The organism is Amycolatopsis saalfeldensis (genome assembly GCF_900110575.1).
GTDB lineage: Bacteria > Actinomycetota > Actinomycetes > Mycobacteriales > Pseudonocardiaceae > Amycolatopsis > Amycolatopsis saalfeldensis.
In genome coordinates this window covers 1-20,352 of sequence record NZ_FOEF01000033.1, presented here as the reverse complement: position 1 = coordinate 20,352, position 20,352 = coordinate 1, and the positions used below count along the sequence as shown (strand labels likewise).

General features: G+C 68.9%; 23 protein-coding genes and 1 pseudogene. 9 read left to right on the top strand and 15 right to left on the bottom strand.

All coding sequences use genetic code 11. The features are described from left to right. Window position 1: 1 nt before the first annotated feature. Genes BMY97_RS42325 through BMY97_RS42310 form a run of 4 tightly spaced genes read right to left on the bottom strand, consistent with a single transcriptional unit; the run spans window position 2 to window position 3,364 of the window. Window positions 2-1,078, bottom strand: a complete 1,077-nt coding sequence (locus BMY97_RS42325; protein ID WP_091628861.1) for an FAD-dependent oxidoreductase — start codon at window positions 1,076-1,078, stop codon at window positions 2-4. After that, a complete protein-coding gene (locus BMY97_RS42320; RefSeq protein WP_143086476.1) occupies window positions 1,075-2,154 on the bottom strand; it encodes an FAD-dependent oxidoreductase in 1,080 nt (359 codons plus the stop codon). Before BMY97_RS42320 ends, BMY97_RS42325 begins: the two co-directional genes overlap by 4 nt. A 41-nt stretch (window positions 2,155-2,195) precedes the next feature. Continuing rightward, entirely contained in the window at window positions 2,196-2,936 is a 741-nt protein-coding gene (locus BMY97_RS42315) for an SDR family NAD(P)-dependent oxidoreductase (protein ID WP_245787785.1), read from the bottom strand. Then, window positions 2,933-3,364: a nitroreductase/quinone reductase family protein gene (locus BMY97_RS42310; protein WP_091628857.1), complete on the bottom strand. Its 432-nt coding sequence runs from the start codon at window positions 3,362-3,364 to the stop codon at window positions 2,933-2,935. The genes BMY97_RS42315 and BMY97_RS42310 overlap by 4 nt, the downstream gene beginning before the upstream one ends. Window positions 3,365-3,462: 98 nt before the next feature. Here BMY97_RS42310 and BMY97_RS42305 point away from each other — a divergent pair, with 98 nt between their 5' ends. Then, window positions 3,463-4,050 carry a TetR/AcrR family transcriptional regulator gene (locus tag BMY97_RS42305; protein ID WP_091628856.1) on the top strand — a complete coding sequence of 196 codons (588 nt, stop codon included), beginning with the start codon at window positions 3,463-3,465 and terminating at the stop codon, window positions 4,048-4,050. A gap of 461 nt (window positions 4,051-4,511) precedes the next feature. Here the strand turns inward: BMY97_RS42305 and BMY97_RS42300 are convergent, their stop codons facing one another. Beyond that, the gene (locus BMY97_RS42300; protein ID WP_143086475.1) at window positions 4,512-5,000 is read right to left on the bottom strand and encodes a MarR family winged helix-turn-helix transcriptional regulator; all 489 of its coding nucleotides are present in this window, start codon (window positions 4,998-5,000) and stop codon (window positions 4,512-4,514) included. Window positions 5,001-5,080: 80 nt separating this feature from the next. On the opposite strand from BMY97_RS42300, the gene BMY97_RS42295 reads away from it, so the two are divergent. The 3 genes from BMY97_RS42295 to BMY97_RS49275 are packed head-to-tail and all read left to right on the top strand — an operon-like array spanning window position 5,081 to window position 7,285. Next, on the top strand, window positions 5,081-5,674 hold the full coding sequence (locus BMY97_RS42295) for a UbiX family flavin prenyltransferase (protein WP_091628852.1): 594 nt from the start codon (window positions 5,081-5,083) through the stop codon (window positions 5,672-5,674). Next, complete coding sequence (locus BMY97_RS42290) at window positions 5,658-7,085, top strand: non-oxidative hydroxyarylic acid decarboxylases subunit C (protein ID WP_091628851.1); 1,428 nt, start codon at window positions 5,658-5,660, stop codon at window positions 7,083-7,085. Before BMY97_RS42295 ends, BMY97_RS42290 begins: the two co-directional genes overlap by 17 nt. Continuing rightward, window positions 7,082-7,285 (top strand): non-oxidative hydroxyarylic acid decarboxylases subunit D, encoded by a 204-nt coding sequence (locus tag BMY97_RS49275; protein WP_091628849.1) that lies wholly within the window; start codon window positions 7,082-7,084, stop codon window positions 7,283-7,285. Before BMY97_RS42290 ends, BMY97_RS49275 begins: the two co-directional genes overlap by 4 nt. A 24-nt stretch (window positions 7,286-7,309) precedes the next feature. Here BMY97_RS49275 and BMY97_RS47580 read toward each other — a convergent pair whose 3' ends face one another. The 9 genes from BMY97_RS47580 to BMY97_RS42245 form a co-directional block, all read right to left on the bottom strand. After that, a complete protein-coding gene (locus tag BMY97_RS47580; RefSeq protein ID WP_177231812.1) occupies window positions 7,310-8,080 on the bottom strand; it encodes an antibiotic biosynthesis monooxygenase in 771 nt (256 codons plus the stop codon). Further along, window positions 8,077-9,324 (bottom strand): amidohydrolase family protein, encoded by a 1,248-nt coding sequence (locus tag BMY97_RS42275; RefSeq protein ID WP_091628848.1) that lies wholly within the window; start codon window positions 9,322-9,324, stop codon window positions 8,077-8,079. Before BMY97_RS42275 ends, BMY97_RS47580 begins: the two co-directional genes overlap by 4 nt. Window positions 9,325-9,334: 10 nt before the next feature. After that, the gene (locus BMY97_RS42270) at window positions 9,335-10,786 is read right to left on the bottom strand and encodes an FAD-dependent monooxygenase (protein ID WP_177231811.1); all 1,452 of its coding nucleotides are present in this window, start codon (window positions 10,784-10,786) and stop codon (window positions 9,335-9,337) included. A gap of 73 nt (window positions 10,787-10,859) precedes the next feature. Next, window positions 10,860-11,600 (bottom strand): alcohol dehydrogenase catalytic domain-containing protein, encoded by a 741-nt coding sequence (locus BMY97_RS49740; RefSeq protein ID WP_091628845.1) that lies wholly within the window; start codon window positions 11,598-11,600, stop codon window positions 10,860-10,862. Between the two features lie 57 nt (window positions 11,601-11,657). Beyond that, on the bottom strand, window positions 11,658-12,266 hold the full coding sequence (locus BMY97_RS42260; protein WP_091628843.1) for a TetR/AcrR family transcriptional regulator: 609 nt from the start codon (window positions 12,264-12,266) through the stop codon (window positions 11,658-11,660). Window positions 12,267-12,292: 26 nt separating this feature from the next. Beyond that, window positions 12,293-12,910, bottom strand: coding sequence for a TetR/AcrR family transcriptional regulator (locus BMY97_RS42255; protein ID WP_091628841.1), 618 nt, complete (start codon window positions 12,908-12,910; stop codon window positions 12,293-12,295). 143 nt (window positions 12,911-13,053) lie between these two features. Next, window positions 13,054-13,803 (bottom strand): COG4705 family protein, encoded by a 750-nt coding sequence (locus BMY97_RS42250; RefSeq protein WP_091628921.1) that lies wholly within the window; start codon window positions 13,801-13,803, stop codon window positions 13,054-13,056. Window positions 13,804-13,805: 2 nt separating this feature from the next. Beyond that, a complete protein-coding gene (locus tag BMY97_RS46615; protein ID WP_143086473.1) occupies window positions 13,806-14,003 on the bottom strand; it encodes a hypothetical protein in 198 nt (65 codons plus the stop codon). Window positions 14,004-14,105: 102 nt separating this feature from the next. Continuing rightward, a complete protein-coding gene (locus tag BMY97_RS42245) occupies window positions 14,106-16,019 on the bottom strand; it encodes a sialidase family protein (RefSeq protein WP_091628839.1) in 1,914 nt (637 codons plus the stop codon). 547 nt (window positions 16,020-16,566) lie between these two features. Between BMY97_RS42245 and BMY97_RS42240 the strand changes: the two genes are divergently transcribed. From BMY97_RS42240 to BMY97_RS42220, 5 genes and pseudogenes are all read left to right on the top strand, one after another. Continuing rightward, entirely contained in the window at window positions 16,567-17,991 is a 1,425-nt protein-coding gene (locus BMY97_RS42240) for an Ig domain-containing protein (protein ID WP_091628837.1), read from the top strand. A 16-nt stretch (window positions 17,992-18,007) separates the two neighbouring features. Beyond that, window positions 18,008-18,175: pseudogene (locus BMY97_RS42235) on the top strand (neutral/alkaline non-lysosomal ceramidase N-terminal domain-containing protein); the annotation flags it as partial. Next, window positions 18,172-18,507: a neutral/alkaline non-lysosomal ceramidase N-terminal domain-containing protein gene (locus tag BMY97_RS42230; protein WP_177231808.1), complete on the top strand. Its 336-nt coding sequence runs from the start codon at window positions 18,172-18,174 to the stop codon at window positions 18,505-18,507. The pseudogene BMY97_RS42235 and the gene BMY97_RS42230, both read left to right, overlap by 4 nt. Before the next feature lie 593 nt (window positions 18,508-19,100). After that, entirely contained in the window at window positions 19,101-19,487 is a 387-nt protein-coding gene (locus BMY97_RS42225) for a hypothetical protein (protein ID WP_245787784.1), read from the top strand. Window positions 19,488-19,507: 20 nt separating this feature from the next. Beyond that, window positions 19,508-19,693 (top strand): hypothetical protein, encoded by a 186-nt coding sequence (locus BMY97_RS42220; RefSeq protein ID WP_143086472.1) that lies wholly within the window; start codon window positions 19,508-19,510, stop codon window positions 19,691-19,693. A 445-nt stretch (window positions 19,694-20,138) separates the two neighbouring features. Here the strand turns inward: BMY97_RS42220 and BMY97_RS48020 are convergent. Beyond that, window positions 20,139-20,352, bottom strand: a 214-nt coding sequence (locus BMY97_RS48020) for a hypothetical protein (protein ID WP_218157009.1), incomplete at its 5' end; no start/stop codon positions are given.

The window sequence follows — 20,352 nt, the reverse complement described above, 5'->3', positions numbered from 1 at the left end:
CTCATCTGACGGCGGGCCGGTCCTGGGTGATGAACTCGGGGAAGAGCTCGGTCGGCGCGGACTTGCGGCCGATCTGGAGACCGGCTTCGTAGGACGCGCGTTGCATGGCCTGGGCCGCGGGCTTGCGGAGTTTCTCGTAGCTGGCCAGTGCGATGGGCACCGGGAGGTCCGGGGTCGTGAGCAGCTCGGCCAGCACCGCGGCGTCCTGCAGGCCGACTCCGGTGCCCTGCGCGAGGATCGGGCTCATGGCGTGCGCGGCATCGCCCATGAGCGCGATCCGGTTCCGTGCCCACTCGTCGACCATGACCTGGTAGATGTTGGCGTAGTAGCTTTTCGGGTTGGTGGACATGAGGTTCTTGAAGGCGGTGAGCGGGCCCGTCACCCGCGGGAACAGCGCCGCCAGCTCGGCGACGTTCAGCTCCCTGCGGTTGTCCTCCTCGCCGGGCAGCATCACGATGCCGTGGAACTTCCGTCCGCCGTCCATCAGGAAGTATCCGAGCACCCCGGTGGAGTCGAGGGAAAGCGCCGTGGTCCTGAGCGCGGGGTCGGTGTTGGGCAGGTGGAATCGCGCGATGGCGACTCCGGTGTAGGTGGCGTCCGGTCCGCCGAGGACGTGGCGGCGGGTCCAGGAGTTGATGCCGTCGGCGCCGATGACGGCGTCGAAGGTTTCGCGGGCGCCGTGGTCGAACTCGACCTCGACGGCGTCACCGAGGTCGTGCAGCGCGCTGGGGCGGATCCCGGTGCGGACGAGGTCGGCGACGGGTTCGTACAGCGACTGCTGCAGATCCGTGCGGGAGAACAGCATCGCGGTCTCGTGGCGGATGGCCTCGAGCAGTCCGGTGTCGCCGTCGAACATGAGGTGCCGGTCCGGCCGGAACCTCGTCCAGTTGTCGCGATCGGTGATGCCGAGCCGGTCCAGCGCGGCGATGTGGGGGTCGCTGAGGCCGATGCCCCAGCCGGCCTCGGTGATGACCGGTGCCTGCTCGACGACCACCGGGTCGACGCCCCGGTGGCGGAGCCCGGCGGCCAGCGCCAGTCCGGTGAGCCCGCCGCCCACGATGAGGATCCGGTTGCTCATGCCCGGACCCCGCCGGGACGGTCGGCGACCTGGCCGAAGATCTGGCTCGGCAGGGTGGACGTGCCCAGCGCCTGGCTGGTGGCGTGGGAAAGCCGTTGGAGGGACTGGGCTTCGGGCTTGCGGAGCTTTTCGTAGCTGGCCAGTGCGAGCGGGATCGGCAGCCGCGGTGTGGTGAGCAGCTCGGCCAGCATCGCGGCGTCTTCGAACCCGGCTCCGGCTCCTTGACCGAGTACCGGGGACATCGCGTGGGCGGCGTCACCGGCGATCGCTACCCGGTTGCGGGCCCAGGTCTCGACCACGGCTTGGTTGATGTCGGTGAAGTAGCTGACCGGGTCGGTGCGCATCACGTCGGTGAGGACGGTCAACGGGCCGCTGAGGCCCGGGAAGAGGTCCGCGAGCCGGGCCGGGCCCAGGTCCCGCCGGTTTCCCGGTGCGCCGTGCAGGAACACGACTCCGTGGATCTTCTTGCCGCCGTCCATCAGGAAGTACGCCAGCGTCGCGTCCTGCCCGCCGGCGGCGAGTCCGGTCACGGTCAGCGCCGGGTCCGGGGTGGCGGCCTGGAACCGGACCACCGAGGTCCCGGTGTAGGTGGCGTCCGGCCCGCCGAGGACCCGGCGGCGGGTCCAGGAATTGATGCCGTCGGCGCCGATGACGGCATCGAAGGTGCCGCGCTCGCCGTTGTCGAACTCGACCTCGACAACGTCACCGGCGTCGGTCATCGCGCTCGGCCGGACCCCGGTCCGCACCAGGTCGGAAACGCCGTCCAGCAAGGCCGACTGGAGGTCGGACCGGTTGAACATGAGCGGGACGTCGTTGACGATCTTGTCGATCAGCCCGGTCCGGGCGTCGAACATCAGGTACTTTTCGGCCTGGTAGCCGGGCCAGTGGCCACGGTCGGTAAGGCCGAGCCGGTCCAGCGCGGCGAGGTGCCGCGGGCCGAGCCCGATCGCCCAGCCCGCCTCGGTGATGATCGGCGCCTGCTCCACCACGACCGGGTCGACGCCACGGTGGCGCAGCCCGGAAGCCAGGGCCAGCCCGGTCAGGCCGGCGCCGACGATGAGAATACGTGTGCTCATGTCCACCCCAAGGTGTCGAGGAACGTTGCTGTGCTTGAAGATCAGGCGATGGTCAGGCCGCCGTCGACCGCGAGGACCTGTCCGGTCACCCAGTCCGAGGCGGGGTCGGCGAGCAGGTGGATCCAGCGGGCGACCTCGCCGGGCTCACCCATCCGCCGCAGCGGAAGGTTCCCGGCCTGCGCCTCCTTCTGCCGGGTGGTTTCCTCCGGGGACCCGCCCACTTCCTGGACGGGCGTATCGGTCGGGCCGGGGGCCACGGCGTTGACCCGGACCCCGGCGCCGGCCAGTTCCGCCGCCCACGCGCGGGTCAGATGGTCCAGGGCGGCCTTGGAAGCGCCGTAGTAGGCCGCACCGAAGGCCTGGGGCCGCTGGGCGACGGCGCTGGTCACGTTGACGACGGAGCCGCCGGTGATCTTGAGGTGGGGGAGTGCCGCCCGCAGCAGCTGCGAGGGGGCGAACACGTTGGTCCGGAACAGCCGGGTGATCCGATCGTCGTCGATGGTGTCCAGGGTCGCGGCGGCGAACATGCCCGCGTTGTTCACCAGTGCGTCGAGGCGCCCGTGGACGTCGATGGTGTGCGCCACCAGCGTTTCCGCCTGTTCCGGGGCGGCCACGTCGGCGACCTGATAGCCGATGCCCGGGTTCAGGCCGGCGGTTTCCGCGAGCGGGGCCGCCCGCCGTCCGCTGATCATCACCCGCCAGCCCCGTTCGGCGAACAGCTCCGCGGTGGCCCGGCCGATGCCGGTCCCACCGCCGGTGATCAGCACGACCTGGGCGCTCACTTGGCCGCCCGGCTCCTGGTGAGGGCGATGACGGGGATGACCCGCCCCGCCGCACCGGCCAGATACTCGGTCATGCCGGGATTCTGTTCCTTGAACAGCTGCCAGAGCTCGTCCCGCTCGCCGCCGGTGATCTCGGTCGCCACGGCGTCGTAGGTCTCGGCGGCGTCCTCGATCGTGACCCGCGGCTCGGCCAGCAGGTTGAGGTACCAGCCCGGATTCGGTGCCCGGCCGCCGTTCCCGGCCACCACGACCAGCCGGTCGCCGTGGGTGTGGAACACCCGCAGCGGGATCGTCTGCCTGCGGCCGCTCTTGCGGCCGAGGGTGGTCAGGAGGATGTGGTTCTCCCGGGTCACCCCCGGCACGCCCTCGATCTCGTGACCGCTGCGGAACTGCGCGATCACCTGGGGGTTGATCGTCTTGAACTCCATGGGCGCGTTACCTCGCTACCGTAAACCGAATGATCATTCGTTTTACGGTAGCCTGGGCGGCTCCGGTCGTCAAGATCGCCGCCGGGCTACAGTGCGGTATGCCCCGTGTGAGCCAGGAGCACCGCGACAAGCGTCGGCGGCAGATCCTCGACGCCGCCACCCTTTGCTTTGCCCGCAAGGGTTTCCATGCCACGTCGATGCCGGACATCTTCGCCGAGGTGGGATTGTCCTCCGGTGCGGTCTACGGGTACTTCCGCAGCAAGCAGGCGATCATCGAAGCGTTGCTGGACTCGGCGATGCGCCCGGTGCTGGCCGCCCTGCACGACGCGGCGGAGGTCGAGCCGCCGTTGCGGGTGCCCGAGATCATCGACGTGATCCACCGCGAGATGGCCACGGTGCTCGACACCGACGAGGCGACGTCGCTGATCGTCCAGTTCTGGGCCGAGTCGATCCGGGTCCCGCAGATCCGGGACTCCCAGCGGCACGACGTGATCCAGCTGCACGACGCGCTGCTGACCCTGCTCGGCCGGCTTCAACCCGGCAGGCGGGTCAGCTCCGACAGCGCATGGGCGCTGATCGCGTTGGGGCTGGGCACTTTCATCTCCCAGACCGTGCTCAGGACCAACTCCTTGCCGACCGCGACCCTGGTGGACCAGCTCCGCGTGGTGCTGTCCGAACCGGAGTGACCACCGGCCTCCTCGCCGGAACTCCCGGCATCGCGGTCGGCGGGGTCACCGCCCGGCTGGTCGACATCGGGCCGCGCGACACGTTCGGCTGGGCGCCGGAGGGCGAGGTGCTGTACTCGGCCGATCTGCTGGATCGCCGCCAGCCACGCCATGGAGAGCTGCGGCCCCGGTCGTCATCCCGGGCACGGTCCGCTGACGGATCTCACGGGGCTCGCCGGAACAGGCCGCGGCCACCGTGGCCGAAGACCGTCGTGACCACCACCGCCAGGAGCTGCGGGCGCGCGGCGCTGGATCTGTTCGTCACCAGCGGCTATCGGACGACGACCATGAACCAGATCGCGGAACACCCTCGATACCTGGAGCGACCGGCGCCGGGACCGCCTCGCCTCGAGGTTCGCCGACGAACCGAACCGCTGCCGGCGGACCGCCTGCGGGGCAAGCCGGAGCTGATCCTGACCGGCTCACTCCGGCTGGTTGAGCCCGGTCATCTTGCCGAGCAGCCGGCTCAACTCGCGTTTCTCCTTGCCGGTGAGGGCCGCGAGTGCGGTTTCCTCCGCCTGCGCTCGCAGTGGTGCCGCGGTGCGCAGCGTGTCGCGTCCGCGCTCGGTGAGCGACACCAGTTTGCGGCGGCGGTTGGCCGGGTCGACGGTGGCGCTGACGAGTCCGAGCTTGCCCAGATGCTCGACGAGGTGGCCGCAGGTGGACTTGTCCAGCCCGGCCCGGGCGCCGATGGTCTGCTGGTCCAGCGATTCCTCGGTGGACAGCACGGCGAGCACGGCGAACTGCGGTGACGTGAGCTTGTCGGAAACGGTGCTCGTCCACACCGACGTGTACACCTGCATCGCGCGGCGCAGTAGATGGCCGGTTGATCCGCGCAGGGCGAGTTCCGGGTGCTCCCAGCCGGGGAGCGAGCCGGCTGTTCCCGTGGTTGCCCTTGTTGACGTGCTCACCACACCACTCTAGCATCGTCCGTATACGGACTGTCCGTGTACGGAATGTTTGTCCCGACGGGCAAGGGAGGAGCGTTTTCATGCGACTGGTGATCGGGATGACCGGAGCCACCGGCGCGATCCTCGGCATCCGGGTGCTGGAAGTGTTGCGGGACATGGGAGTTGAGACCCACCTGGTGCTGAGCCACTGGGCCCGGGCCACCATCGAGCTGGAGACCGACCGCTCGGTGTCCGAGGTCCGGGCCCTCGCCGCACACGTCCATGCCGCCAACGACCAGGCCGCGCCGGTCTCCAGCGGTTCGTTCCGGACCGACGGCATGATCGTCGTCCCGGCCAGCATGAAAACCGTCGCGGCGATCCGGACCGGCTACGGCGACGGGCTCATCGCCCGCGCGGCCGACGTCACCATCAAGGAGCGCCGCAAGCTGGTCCTGGTGCCCCGGGAGACGCCGCTGTCCGAGATCCACCTGGACAATCTGCTCGCGCTGGCCCGCATGGGCGTCCAGATCGTGCCGCCCATGCCCGCGTTCTACCACCGGCCCACCAGCGTCGCGGACCTCGTCGACCAGACGGTCGCCCGGATCCTCGACCAGGTCGGGCTCGACCTGCCGGGCGCCCTCCGCTGGACAGGCACCCGCGCGCTCCGAGAGGGGATCCATGTATCCGCCCTTTGACGACCTGCGCGGCTTCCTGGCCGCGCTGGACGCCGAGAAGCAGCTTTTGCGCATCGACCGGCCGGTCAACCCGGAACCGGATCTCGGCGCGGCCGGCCGGGCCGTCGCCAATCTCGACGGCAAGACCGCGCCCGCGCTGCTGTTCGACAATATCGACGGCTTCGACGACGCACGCGTCGCGCTCAACGTGCACGGCTCGTGGGCCAACCACGCGCTGATGCTCGGGATGGACAAGAACAGCTCGATCAAGGAGCAGTTCTTCGAACTGGGCGAGCGCTGGCAGAAGTTCCCGGTCCCGGTCGACCGCCGTGAAGACGCGCCGTGGCAGGAGATCACGGTGGCCGAGGGCATCAACCTGTTCGAGCTGCTGCCGGTCTTCCGGCTCAACCCCGCCGACGGCGGGCCCTACCTCGACAAGGCCGCGGTCGTCACCCGGGATTCCGCCGACCCGGAGAACTTCGGCAAGCAGAACGTCGGGATCTACCGGTTGCAGGTGAAGGGGCCCGATCATCTCGGGATCCAGTCCGGGCCGCCGCACGACTTCGGCCGGCACATCGTCAACGCCGAGCAGCTGCGCGAGGGCCTGCCGATCGCGATCGCGATCGGCAACGATCCCATCCTGACCCTGGCCGCGAGCACCCCGCTGGAGTACGACCAGTCCGAGTACGAGATGGCGGGCGCCTGGCGTGGCGGGGTGCCTTACCCGATCGTGCGGGCGCCCTACACTGGGCTCGACGTGCCGTGGGGCTCGGAGATCGTGATCGAGGGCGAGGTCCACTACGCCGAACGCGAGTACGAGGGACCGTTCGGCGAGTTCACCGGCAGCTACTCCGGCGGTCGCGAGCTGCCGGTCGTCACGGTCAAGCGCGTCCACATGCGACGGAACCCGATCTTCGAGCACCTCTACCTCGGCCAGCCGTGGACCGAGATCGACTACCTGCTCGCCCTCAACACCTCCGTGCCGATCCACCGCCGGCTCAAGGCCGACTTCCCCGAGGTCGAGGCGGTCAACGCGATGTACACCCACGGCCTGGTCACGATCATCTCCACCCGGGTGCGGCACGGCGGGTTCGGCCGGGTGGTCGCGTTGCGCGCGCTGACCACCCCGCACGGGATCGGCTATTCGAAGATCGTCATCGTGGTGGACGAGACAGTCGACCCGTTCAACCTGGAACAGGTCATGTGGGCGTTGTCGGTCAAGGTCAACCCGGAGTTCGACGCGATCACCTTGCCGCGGATGTACGAGATCGCACTGGACCCGTCGGGGCATCCGCAGGGTGTCAACGGCCGGCTCATCCTCGACGCCACCACCCCGCGGCACCCGGACCGGCGCGGCGAATACAGCCAGCCCGTCAGCGCTTATCCGGAATCCGCCGCCTGGGAAGACCTGCTGAGGGAGCTGACCCGATGATCTGCCCACGGTGCCGATCGGCCGAGGCCGGCCCGGTCGCGTTTTCGCCTGTGCCCGGACACTGGACGATGAGTTCCTGTACCGCGTGCTGGTATTCCTGGCGCTCGACGGAACCGGACACCGCGACCGATCCCGAGGCCTACCCCGTCGAGTTCCGTCTCACGGCCGAGGACATCACGACGGCACCGCGTCTGGTGTGAGTTCGTGAGCGCCGGCGGGGGTCGTCAGTCGCAGGGGGTGAGCATTTCCTGCCGCGGCGGCCATTCCACGAGGGAACCGGTGGCCTTCTTGAAGGCGTCCATGTGCGCGGTCCGGTGGTGCGCGGCGAGCGCGGCCGGACTCGCCCAGCGTTCGTAGACCACGACGGTGCCGGGTGCGTCCTCGGCCTGGTGCACCAGATAGGCCAGGCAGCCGTCCTCCTGCCGGGTGTCTTGCGCGACCGAGCGCATCAGCTCGCGCACCTCGTCCGCGTGGCCGGGAAGCGCTTTCATCGTGGCGACCGCGCAAACGGCGGTGTCCTGCTCCGGGGCGAGGGGGCCGGTGCCGAGCCAGGGTGACTTGAACTCCACAGTGGATGGTTCGAGTCCGTGGGGCTGCCTGGTGTAGAACCGCAGGCGCTGGCCGTCGGGGTCGGTGGCCACCAGGAGCCAGCCCACCATCGCGACGATGGCGGGCGAGTGCGGGATTCCGAGGGCGTCGAGGCGGGCGATCCAGGCGTCCAGCGCTGGGCGGTCCTCGATGGTCAGGGTGAGGAAGTCGTAGCCCTTGAGGGCGGCGGCGGTGGCCGGGTCCAGCCGCAGTTCGACTTTGCCGTTGATGCCGGGGATGTCGAGGATCACTGCGAAGAGGGTGCCGTCGGGCCGGCGGTGGTCCAGTTCGGTCAGCCGCCGGGCGCCGAGGACGTCGTGGTACCAGCGGGTGCTGCGTTCGAGGTCGGTGACCGGGAGCTTGAGGTGGTGGATGCCTTGGTGGGACGGGATTTCCTGCGTGCTCATGAGTGGATCAGCTCCTGTTCGGGAAGGCCGGCGGAGCGGTCGACGGTGGTGCCGTTCCGCCAGATCGTGGTGATGTCGCGCAAAACGGTGATGTCGTCGAGCGGATTTCCGTTGACCAGCACCAGATCGGCGCGTAGCCCGACGGCGACGCGGCCCCGGTCGTCGAGGCCGAAGGCGTCGGCCGGGGCGGCGGTCGCCGCGGTCAGTGCCTCGGCCGGGGTGAGGCCGGCCGCGACCAGCAGGCCGAGTTCGCCGTGGTAGCTGATGCCGTGGGTGGTCGGGTGGTCCCCGCCGGTGCCGTCCGTGCCGGCCAGCAGCGGGACCCCGAGCCGGAACATCCGGACGGACGCGTCGGCGGCGTCGGAGGTGCGCACCCCCAGCGGTCCCATCCGGCTGCCGGGGTCGATCGCGCGGATGCGGTCGAGGCCGGCCAGCCACTCCGGATCGGCGTACGGCCGAAGCCTCGGATCCTGCGCCAGATCGAACTCGGGCGGCGACGCGCTCATCCCGGCCAGCGGTGGCAGCGTGGCGACTACGGTGCAGCCCGCGGCCGCCACGGCTTCGATCAGCTTCTGGCCGGACGGTCCGTCCGACGGCGGGTGCGCCAGGATGTCGACGCCGCAGGCGATCGCCTGCCGCACCGCGCCGCGGGTCCAGGTGTGGGCCGCGGTGCGCAACCCGTGTGCATGAGCCGCCTCGACCAGAGCGATCACCGTCTCGTCGGACATGGTGGGCATGGGCTTGCCGGCCACCGTGCCGTCTTCGATGAAGATCTTGAGGTGGTCGGCGCCGTCGGCGATCCGGTCCGCCACGAACCGCGCGGCGTCGTCCGGACCCTCGATGGTGGGAAAGGGCTTGAGCAGGCCGATCTCGACCAGCTGCCCGGGATGGCCGTGCGGTGCGGTGGCCCCGGTGGTGGCGATGCGGAGGTCCGCGACGTCGTCGCGCGTGCGGGCAAGAGCACGCAGCCGGCGGGACATCTCGGGTTCGCCGCCCATGTCGAGTTCGGTGGTGACCCCGAAGACCAGTGACTGGCGCAGCTGGGTGGCGCTGGTGGTGTGGACGTGGGCGTCGATCAGCCCGGGCAGCAGGGTCTTGCCGGTGCCGTCGATGACGGTGGCGCCCGGTGGCACGGCCAGAGCCGGGCCGGTCGCGGCGATCAGGCCGCCGTCGATCAGGACGTCCTGTCCGGGAAGGTGTTGTGTGCCGTCGAAAACGGCGACCTGGCGAATGAGGGTGGCCATGGGGGGTTCCTTATCGGGTGGGGTGCGCCGGCAGGTACGACGAGAGCTGGTCAAGCACCTTCTCGGGCTCGGTGGGCACGCCGTACGCGGCCAGGTAGCCGTCGGGCCGAACCAGCAGCGGTGACTCGAGGCCGGAAACGTGGCGGATGGCCAGCACGCCGTGGTCACCGGTGTGGTCCGGTCGGTCGAGGGCCAGGGTCCAGTGCAGGCCGGTGGTGGGGACGGTGTTCGGTGAGACGCGGGTGCCGACGGGTCCGTGGTCGGGTTCGTTGGTGTAGCCGAGGTCGAGTTGGGCGAGTTTGGTGGCGATCCATTCGGTGACGCCGGGAGTGCTCGCGGCGGCGGCGAGGACGCGGTTGCGCAGTTCGCCGTCGGCCGGGTCGCGCAGATTGGCCAGTGTGGCGAACTGGCTGGTGAACGCGACCAGTCCGGCCGCGATGGGGTGTCGTTCGTGGTGGTAGGTGTCCAGGAGGGTGGTGGGGGCCAGTCCGGTGAGGACGGCGTGCAGTTTCCAGGCCAGGTTGCCGGCGTCCTGGATGCCGGTGTTCATGCCCTGGCCGCCGGCCGGGCTGTGGGTGTGGGCGGCGTCGCCGGCGAGGAAAACCGGGCCATCGCTGAAACGTTCGGCCACCCGCTCCTGGACGCGGTAGGTCGAGGCGGACACGACTTCGGTTACTTGGATGTCGTCGGCGTGCGGGCCTCGTTCGGCCAGCAGCCGCCTGATGTCGTCGGCGGTCGGGGTGGCCGGGTTCGGGGTGGGGCCGACGACGCGGTGCAGGCCGCCGGCGAGTGGGGAGATGAGCAGCATTCCCGCTGGGGAGAGGTAGAACGTGGTGTCTTCCTGGGGTAGGGCGGGCGAGTTCGTGCGGATGTCGGCGATGGCGAACAGTTGCTCGGGTGCGTTGCCGGGGAAGCCGATCCCGGTGGCTGCGCGCACGGCGCTGTGGACGCCGTCGCAGCCGATCAGGTAGCGGGCCGAGATCGAGCGTTGGATGCCGTCCGGTCCGGCGATGGTGGCTGCGACGCCCGGGAAGTCGGGGGTGTAGCCGAGGAATGTGTGTCCTCGGTGGACCTTCCCGCCGAGTTCGTCCAGGTGGGCGAGCAGGTGGGTTTCGGTGGTTTGCTGGGAGATCAGCAGCACGAAGGGGTATGGCGTGTCGAGGTTGTCGTAGGACGCGCTGAGCAGGGTCTGGGTCCGGTCGTGCAGGCGGAAGCCGCGGCCCCGGTCGCCGGCTTGGATCAGCCGGTCGGCCACCCCGGTCCGGTCGAGGTATTCCAGCGCTCGCGGCTGGATCGCGGCGGCTTTGCTGCCGGGCTGGACGTCGTCGTGGCGGTCGATCAGGACGTGGTCCACGCCCAGCTGGCGGAGGCTCGCGGCCAGGGCGAGACCGGCCGGGCCCGCACCGACGATCAGCACGTCGGTCGTGGCCGGCGGGGCCGGGGGGTTGGATGACGGCGTCATGGCGGCCTCCTGGAGTTTCGGTCCGTGGTGAGGGGTAAGCCTCATCGCCTTAATGAAAACGTTCGTTCCCGTTTCAAGGACAACGTAGCACCGGGGAATGCTTAAGGCAAACGACCGTTCCCTTTTGTAGGCTGTTAGGCGACGGACATCCCGCGTGCTCGCGGAGGTCGGTCAGGGCACGATCACGACGCGGCCCAGCGCCTGGCGTGAGCCAAGTGAAGGCGTCGTCGACCTGGTCGAGGCGGTACACCGAGTCGATCCGGGGGCCTCGCCGCGATCGACGGCCGCCAGCGCGGCGGCCGCGTCCGCGAAGGTCGAACCACGCGAGCCGAGCACGCTCAGTTCGCGACCGGCCGGGCCGGTGGACTCGATCCCGAACTCGCGCCCCGGGGTGTACCCGCAGCACACGACGCGTCCGCCATGGGAACCGCGCGGTCTGCGCCGTCGGCCGGCGCGACCTCCCGGCGCTGCGGGTTGCGACTTCGCGCCCGCACCGGCCGCGATCTGGACGCCGTTGAGCCCTGGCCCGCCCGCGCCGACCACGATGACGCGTTCGCCCGCCTTGACCCGGCCCCGTCCGTGCAACGCGTGCCGAGTCCGACGAGGGCGATGTCGGCGCAGGTGTCGTTGTTCCCCGCGCACACGACGCGCACCGTCCACAGGTGAGACAGGAGTGGCGGGCCACTCGGGTGCCGGGTGGGATGAAACCGTCCGATGTGGACACCACCTCGCCGGCGATCTCGTGCCCGATCACCACGGGCAGGGCCAGTCCGGCCCCGTCTTCCCGCCGGCCATCTTGAGATCGGTGCCGCACAGGCCGGCGGCCCGAACCCGGATCAGGCCTCGCCCGGACCCGGTCGGTGCCGCCGGATCAGCCCGCCCCGGCGGCTGCGCCCAGTGCGGCGAGCCCGGCGATGAGCTGCTCGGCCGGGACCGGGTCGAGCAGGTGCTGGTTGACGACCAGTCCTGGCATCAGCGCGACCAGGACCGTCGCGACGTCTTCCGGGGCGGCGTCGGCCAGGAGGTGTCCGGCGGCCTTCCAGCGGACGGCGAGTGCGGTCAGGTGACCGTGGACGCCTCGGTAGAACGCGTTGGTCTGCTTGGCCACGTCGGACCGGCGCAGTGCTTCGGACCAGGAGTGCATGGCGATCTTCGACAGGTCGTAATCCGGCCCGGCCGTCCGGTTCGCCAGTTCGCCGAGCAGCCCGGCGAGGACCTCGGCAGGGCCCGGCGTCGGTTCGGTGTCGAGCGTCCGGGCGACGAAGCCGCTCAGCAGGGTGAGGGCCTCCTCGGCCGAGGCCTCGATCAGCTCGTCCTTGCTGCGGAAGTACCGGTAGACGGCGCTGGAGGACATGCCGGTCGCCGCGATGATGTCGTCCATGGACGTCGCGTGGAATCCGTCCCGGGAGAAACACGACCAGGCGCTGACCAGGACGTGCCGGCGGCGCTGGTCGCGTCGTTCGGTGCTGAGACGGGGCATGGCGCCATCCTAAACGGAAACGTGCGTTAATGTTTTGGTGGCATCCGGTGCTGGTCGATGCCGGTCAGCCCGCGCAGACCGGCCAGCACCCGGTCCACGCTCACCGGGTCCGCGGCGTGCCGGGCGACCAGCATCCCCGGCAGCAACGTCGCCAGCACGATCCCGACGGCTTCCGGGCTCGCCTCCGGCGCGAGCAGGCCCGCGTGCTGCCAGCGGCGGGCCAGCGCGGTCAGCTGAGCGCGCAGCTCACGATGGAAATCGCCGGTGCGCTCGCGCAACCGCGGCTGCCGCAACGCCTCGGACCAAGCCTGGATCGCGACCCTGGACAGGTCGTAGTCCCTGGTGCCCCCGCCGACCGGCGCCACGATGGCGGCGATCGTGGCGGTGACGTCCGGCACGGGCTCGGTGTGCCGCAGCCGGTCGAACAGCGCGCGGAAGACGGCCATGGACTCCTCCCCGGCCGCCTCGATCAGCTCGTCCTTGCCACCGAAGTACCGGTAGACCCCACTGGCCGACATACCGGTCGCGGCGATGATGTCGTCCATCGACGTCGCATGGAAACCGTTGCGGGAAAAGCAGGTCCACGCACAGGTCAAGATCTGGCGCCGCCGCTCGGCGCGGCGCTCCTCGGTGATCTTCGGCACCGCCTCAGCTTAAACGGGGCCGCATTGAACTCGGCGATCACGCGCCGTTCCTCGACCGGATCGGTGAAAGCCGTCGACAGGACCCGGGTCGTGCCACCCTGCGGACGCTTGGCTTTCGCCGCGCAGGGCCCGCGGAGCAAAGATCAGCCCGCGTATTCGACTGTCCGGGCCTGCCGCTGCTGCCAGGTGGTGTAACCGATCAGCGCGAGCAGGACCGCGCCGAGCAGCGCGGAAGCGCCGGTCGTGCCGTATCCGAGCCCGCCGGCGGCGTTCGGTTTGCTGACGAAGTCACCGGCCGACGCGCCAAGCGGCCGGGTCAGGACGAACGCGACCCAGAACAGCAGTGTTCGCGAGACCCGTGTCGTCTTCATGACCGTCAAGACCAGAACCAGCACGCCGCTGATCACCATCGCGGTACCGCCGAAACCGAGTCCGGAGTCGTCGGCGAGGAAGTCACCCAGCGAGGTGCCCAACGTGTTGGAGAACAAGATCGCCGTCCAGTACAGCAGTTCACCGCTGAACGAGTCGATCTTCTGCACGGCGAACGAATGCCCGCTGGCTTTCCAGATGAGGAACACCGTCGTGAGCGCGGCGATGAGGACCAGCGCGCCCTTGGCGTAGCCGAGGCCGGCGCTGCGGTTCATGAAGTCCGACATCGTCGTGCCGGCGGTGCTGGTCGAGAGAATCACCGTCCAGTACAGCAATGGATGAAATGTCTTCACCGCCAGCTGGGTCAGCAGGCTCGCCAGGAACAGCACGATCAAGATCACCGAGCTGGCCAAGTACCCGACCCGCATCGTCTGGGCGAGCAGGTCGCCGGCTGTCTCGCCCAGCGTGGTGGCCGCGATCTTCATGATCCAGAAAATCGCCGTGATCTGAGGAAGCTTGCTCATGATCACCATTCAAGCGCGGCGGTCATCGCCGATGGCCTGCCGTCAGCCCATCCGGTGACCGAGGCTCGCCAGGTTTTGCCACCGCCTAACCCGGCGCCCATGCCGCGCGTGTCCGGCTCGCCGCTCGACGTGCCGTGGCCGGTGCTCATCCCCGCCGGGTGGGAAGGCGGTCCGGGGTCAAGCCCGGCGAGGTCGGTCACCGGGCACTGTCACCTGTACCGTGCCGGGATTCATCGTTCTCGACGGTGAAGTCCCCGATCACCCGGACGCGGCCTTGCCACCCGGCCCGGCCACGCCGCCGGTCAGGGGAAGCCGACCCTGGTGGTGTAGATGTCCTCGTCGTTGGCGACCGAGGCGTTCGGCGCGCCGGCCTGGCAGGTCTGCGGTGGAGTGCCCGGCGTCGCGGTGCCGGGGCACAGGAACAGGTCCGTCGGCCGGGTGTCCGACCACACCGGGAACGCGGCCTTGGCCGTCACCGCGATTCCCGCGTAGTCACCGTAGAACGTGCCGCTGAACTGCGTCGGCGGAGGCATGCTGCCCGACGTCGACCGGGTGTGCTCGAACGGCCCGGCGGGATTGGCCGAGAAGGAGGTGGTGATGTCGGCGAACCCGAGGTTCTCATCGGCCCCGTACTGCCGGTCGTAGTAGCTGACCGCGAGCGTCCCGTCCGGGGCGAACGCCGCGCCCTGCCAGAACTGGTCGGTACGGGCCTGGCCGCCGGCGGTGGTGACGACGGGCAGCGCCCGGACGTCGGTGCTCCCGCCGGTGAAGCTGGTACCGGCGTTGGCCGAGGTCGACAGCACGATGTCGTTGTTGCAGGTTCCGTTCTTGACCCCGGTGTAGAGGTTGCCCGCGGACGCGGGGTTGAACCCGCCCGGGACGCAGCCGGTCGACTCCTGGGAGTTCCGGTTGAGGTAGGAACCGTAGGTCACCACGACCCGGTTGCCGTGGCGCGGGTCGACGCCGCCGATCGGGTAGTTGCTGGCCCGGAACACCGAGTTCGCCGACGGGCCCTTCTCCGGTACGCACGCCCGGCCCGGGTCCTGTCCGTTCTGGTAGGTGGCGCAGTCCGGCAGTTCGTTGTACGCGCCGACCAGGACGGGCGCGGAGAACGTCTGGCCGCCGTCGGCCGAGCGGGCCAGCAGGACCTGGTTGTGGTTGTCGGCCGGGGAGGCTTCGCTGTTGTTGAAGTTGTTGTACACCACGTACAGCGCGCCGTCCGGCCCGACGAACGGCTGAGAGTCCTGGTTCTGGTTGCACCGCCCGCGAGGTGTCGGCAGTCCCAGGGCGTTGGCGCACTGCGGGCTGTCGGCGCTGACGAGGACCGGCGCGGAGAACGTCTCGCCGTAGTCGGCGGAGTGGGCCTCGTAGATGTAGCCGGTGCCGTCGTCGGCGAACGTCGTCCACGACATGTAGACCCGGTCGCGGAACGGGCTGCGGGGGTTGGCGTCGGCAGTCAGCAATTGCTTGTCCAGCAGGAAGTTCCCCGCGCCGGCGGTGTCGTCGTGGGTGGTGACGGGGCGGCCGGTGAAGTTCCAGGACGAGCCGTTGGTGCCGGTCGAGCGGTACACCAGGAAGGCGCTGGACTGGTCGGGGTCGGGTGAGGTGCCGCTGCCGCGGTTGAACACCTGGCACGACAGATAGGCGTTGCCGCGCGAATCCCAGGCCACCGAGGTGTCCCCGCCGCTCTGCCAGTATTCCCGTGGCGCACCACCGAAGCTTCCCCCGCGGATGAACCCGTCGGGGGTGGTGGCGTCGGTCCAGGACTTCGCGCCGTCGAGGGAGTAGGTCGCGCCGCAGGTGCCGTCGCCGCGGCGGTAGTCGTTGTAGCTGGCGATGATGTGGTCGGGGTTGTTCGGGTCGGCCGCCGCCCACGTCTCGTTCTGGGCTTGGCCCCGTCCTTGCAGGTCGGCGTCGGCGATGTTGAGGCAGTTCTGGTTGACCTTGACGTTGGCGCCGAACCGGTCCGCGCACGGCGCCGCGGTTGCCGGTCTGGCGGTGTTCGGGGCCGCGCGCCGGCCGCCGGTGGCGGGGTCTTCACCGTTGAGGACGGTCGACAACAGCCCGGAGACATGGCGTTGCTGGATCTTGCTCAGCCGGGTGTAGCCGAAGGGCTGGGCAGTTGCGGTCGGCGCGGTGGACAGACCGAGGGCTGCGGCGCTGAGCACCGTGAGGCCGATCGCGGGGATGATGAGGGGACGGGGCCATCGTGTCATCACGCGCTCCCTGGTGAGAACGGAGTGAAAATCCGGTGACGCGCCCAGCAACACCGGCAAACGCGTGCCTGGGGGCGCCGCTCACTTGTCGGCGGACAGCGGGCAAGTGTTACCACCCGGCCGGAATAGCAGTCTTTCGCAGGGCAAGGTTAGAAAAACGTATGAGTCACGTTATCTGCAGGTAAATCGCCGGGGCGCCGCCGGCGGTTCCGCGAGATTGGCGCCGGTCCCTACTTTCGGCGCTACATAAGACACAGTGGACCTTCTACCATGTCCAGTCGTCCCGACGATCGGTTGAGTGTCCCAGTGAATCCATTGTGCGGGCGCATTTCCCGCACTGCGTCGCCGGCTCAGGAATGTTGGCCTGGTATTCATCCCCGCGGCGGTGTGGGTGGGCATCGCCTTTCGTCACACTGCCAGATGACTTCGCCGGTCGGTCACACCGGTCATTCCGAATGCCGGATCCCGCCGGCGCCGCCGCGCACGATCTCCAGCCTCGGCCGCGACCGAACGCGGCCCCGTGGTACCGCGTCCCTGGGAGAGTTCCATGCAGCGCACAACACGCACTCGCCTCGCTGCCGCCCTCGCCGTGATCGCGGCCGGTGCGGCCCTGTCGATACCGGCTCTTTCCTCTGCCACGCCCCAGGATCCCGATCAAGCCGGTCAATCCGGTGAGGTCGAAAACGAGGCCCTCGTCGCCCAGCCCGCCGCGACCGCCGGGAGCTGCGGGGTGGAACGGTGGGCTGTCAAGACCGGGACCGACAGCGATGCCTCCAAGATCGCCCTGCAGTCCACCACCGACACGACGATCGCCGCGCTGGACGCCTTGCCGAAACCGGGCAGCCTGCCGGCCGACACCCGCATCCAGCCGACCGAGACGACGGTGTTCCGGCTCAAGGCGACGCTGACGCAGTACAAGCTGGAGTCCGACTCCGACTACCACCTCGTGATGTCGGACGGCGCCGGCCACACGATGATCACCGAGATCCCCGACCCCGCCTGCGTGGGCTCCGCCAGCCCGCTGACGAGCAGCATCCAGAAGTCCCGCGCCGAGTTCAACGCGAAGTACACCCCGACCGGCAGCTTCCAGACCGCGAACGTCCCGGTGACCGTGACCGGCGTGGGGTTCTTCGACTTCCTGCACGGCCAGACCGGGGTCGCCCCCAACGGCATCGAGCTCCATGCCGTACTCGACATCCAGTTCGGCGGAAGCAGCGGCGGCAGCGTCTCGGTGGCAAACCCCGGCAACCAGACCGCCACCGCCGGCCAACCGGCCAGCCTGCAGATGTCCGCGACCGACACCGCCACGGGGACCTTGTCCTACAGCGCCACCGGGCTACCGGCCGGATTGTCGATCAACTCGGCCACCGGCTTGATCTCCGGTGTTCCGGCCACGGCCGGGACGAGCTCGGTGACGGTCACCGCGTCCGACTCGACCGGCCCGTCCGGGTCGGCCTCGTTCACCTGGACCATCGCACAGGCCGGCGGCGGTGGCTGTACGGCACAACAGGTACTGGGCAACCCCGGCTTCGAGACCGGGACGCCGAGTCCGTGGGCGGCCTCGGCCGGGATCATCAAGAACAGCGCATCGGAACCGCCGCACGCCGGGAGCTGGGACGCCTGGCTCGACGGACATGGCAGCGCCCACACCGACACCCTGGCTCAGACCGTGACGCTGCCGACCGGCTGCGCCACCTACGCGATGAGCTTCTGGTTGCACGTCGACACCGCCGAAACCAGCACGACCACCGCCTACGACTCACTCACCCTGCAGATCCTCAACAGTGCGGGCACCGTGCTCGCCACTCCGGCGACGTACTCCAACCGCGACGCCGCCAACGGCTATGTCCAGCACCGAGTCGACCTCTCCGCCTACGCCGGGCAAACCATCACGGTGAAGTTCACCGGCACCGAGGACTACACCAAGCAGACCTCGTTCGTCCTCGACGACACCGCCCTCAACCTCTCCTGACCACCGGACTCCCGAAGGCATCGACCCGCAGACGACGGTGCTGCGCATCGAACGCGACGGCCACCTAGCCGGGGTTATCGACTGGTTCGCCACCCACGGCACCAGCATGACCAACCGGAACCTGCCGGTCAGGTCGGACAACAAGGGCTACCCGGCGCTGCATCGGCGAGGTCGAGGGCGTTGACTACGTGGCGGAGACGGCTCCGGAGTCGAGGCGAGTTCGACAGCACCCGGATCACCGGGTCGCGCCAGTACGAAGCCGCCGCCAAGCTGATGAACGAGCCGGGTGTCCCGGTGCGTGGCCGGGTGGACCACCGCCGCACCTACGTGGACCTGTCCGCGGCGGACGTCTCGGCGGAGTTCGCCGCGGACAGTCGCATGCACTGGACCCGCGGGCCGATCGTCGGCGCTGTGGCGCTGGCCGGCACCGATGAAGGAGAGGGCTTCGCCGGGTTCCGCCAGCAGCGCACCCGCGCTGGTGCGCGCTGTCGTACCGCATCGGCCCGCTGTGTCTGATCGGGTTCCCGGCGGGATCACCATCGTGGCCGAGTTGCGGTTGCGCCGCACGGCGACGCCACCCGCGCCGTCGGCGAGGATGCGGGTCCAGGCAAGGTGCACCACTTGCCGACCGAGCCGGACGGGATGAAGGTCGAGGTCGACTACCACCAGGTGATCGGACACGTGGGATGAAATAGATTAAAGATCCGCTCAAGAAGCGGATCCACTGGGCCTCCGTCGTCCTGGCTGTGATCGGTTTCATCGCCTGGGGACTCGTCGCGGGTGACTTTCGTTGGGCCTGGATACCTCTCGCCTTTTTCTACCTTGTTAGGATCGAATCCTTTGCCTATCTTAATAGGTGCGAAGTCGATCGTTTGAAAGTCTTGCGGCCGGACGTGATCTTAACGCTGCACACGCCGATGCCGGACCGCAGCAATTGCCTTCAGGTTCTTACTCGGCGTCGAAGGACGATGGTGCAGGGCGGGAGGTACCCGGGTTCACGTCGCTTCGGCGCGGTTGGGCAGGTGGAGAAGGCGCCCTGTCGGGGCGCTGGTTTGGACGGGATCTCGTGGAGCAGGCCGGTCTCGCGGACGTTGAGGTAGGTTCGCCGGGTGGGCAAGGAACCTGTGGTGGTGCGGGTCGGCTGGATCTGTCTGGCTGTGGTCAGTGCCGGGATTCTGGGGTTCGGGCTTGTGGTGGCGGTGGCGCCGCCGGCGGGCGATGCGCTGTTGTATCGCGCGGACGCGCTGGCGACGGCGGGGTTGGGGTTGTTCGGCGGGCTGATCGCGGTGGTGCCGTTTCGGCGCCGGGAGCGGTGGGCCTGGTTCACGCTGTGGTTCTATCCGCTGTTCTGGCTCGCCCATCTGGTGTTCGGGCTGCCGCCGGGCACGGACCACGTGCACCAGGTCGTGTTCATCGTGCTGTCGCTGACCGGTCTCTTCGCACCGGCACGGCAGTTCTTCCAGCCGACACGCGAGGGACGGCACGCTCCGCGGTGAAAGGGTCGTTCTGGTGGGGCTTGCTGATCAACGTCGCTGGCGGGCTGCTGCTGGCCTGGATCGCGCTGGTGATCGTGCTCGCGATCGCCCGGCCGCGCGGCGGGTTGCCGAGCGAGGCGCCGAAGCAGAGGTATGCGAGATCGAGTGGATTCGGGACCGATACTTGCATCGTCGACTGGTCGGTAGCATCGGTGCAACTCTGGTGATCTTCGTCTTTTTCGGATTCAGCGATAGTCTGAATGTGATAGCAATCACCTTGATTATCGCTGGTGTCGCAATCGTCCTAATCGCTGCGGTGATACCAGCGAAGAAGATTAGAGATTTCATTTGTCGCCATCAGTCTCGGGATAGCCACGATATTAGTTGGTAAAAATAAGAGATCAAAATAATTAGATAAAGCTCTGGGAAACAGTGTCACCCGGCCCGGCACCGGGTCCGCAGCGACCAGAGGTGCAGGTACTGACGCCGACGTAAGGGGTGCCGTGCGGGTTGATGTCAGCGAATTACCCCTCGTGAGTGACTACGCATCGCAGCATAGGCTGCTTGACCTCCACGTCCTTGGCGATGGTCGGACGGCAGCGGTCGACGTGCTCAAGCGCTACTTCAATGATGACGCCGAGCGGCCCACCTAGCCGTCGACACCACGATTACTTACGCGACGGAGATCACCGAGCTGCTCGAACAGATACCGAACGGCTTGGCGATGCACGAGGCGCCGTGGACGACGTTCGCGCCCGGTTCGCCCGCCAGCCAGTTGTGGTGGCTGTTCAAAGGCCGTGTCATGACAACCGTGTAAGCCACGGATGGACCAAGATCGGGATCGCTGACGGCGACCCAGAAAGGCTCTATCTGTGACTGAGAACAC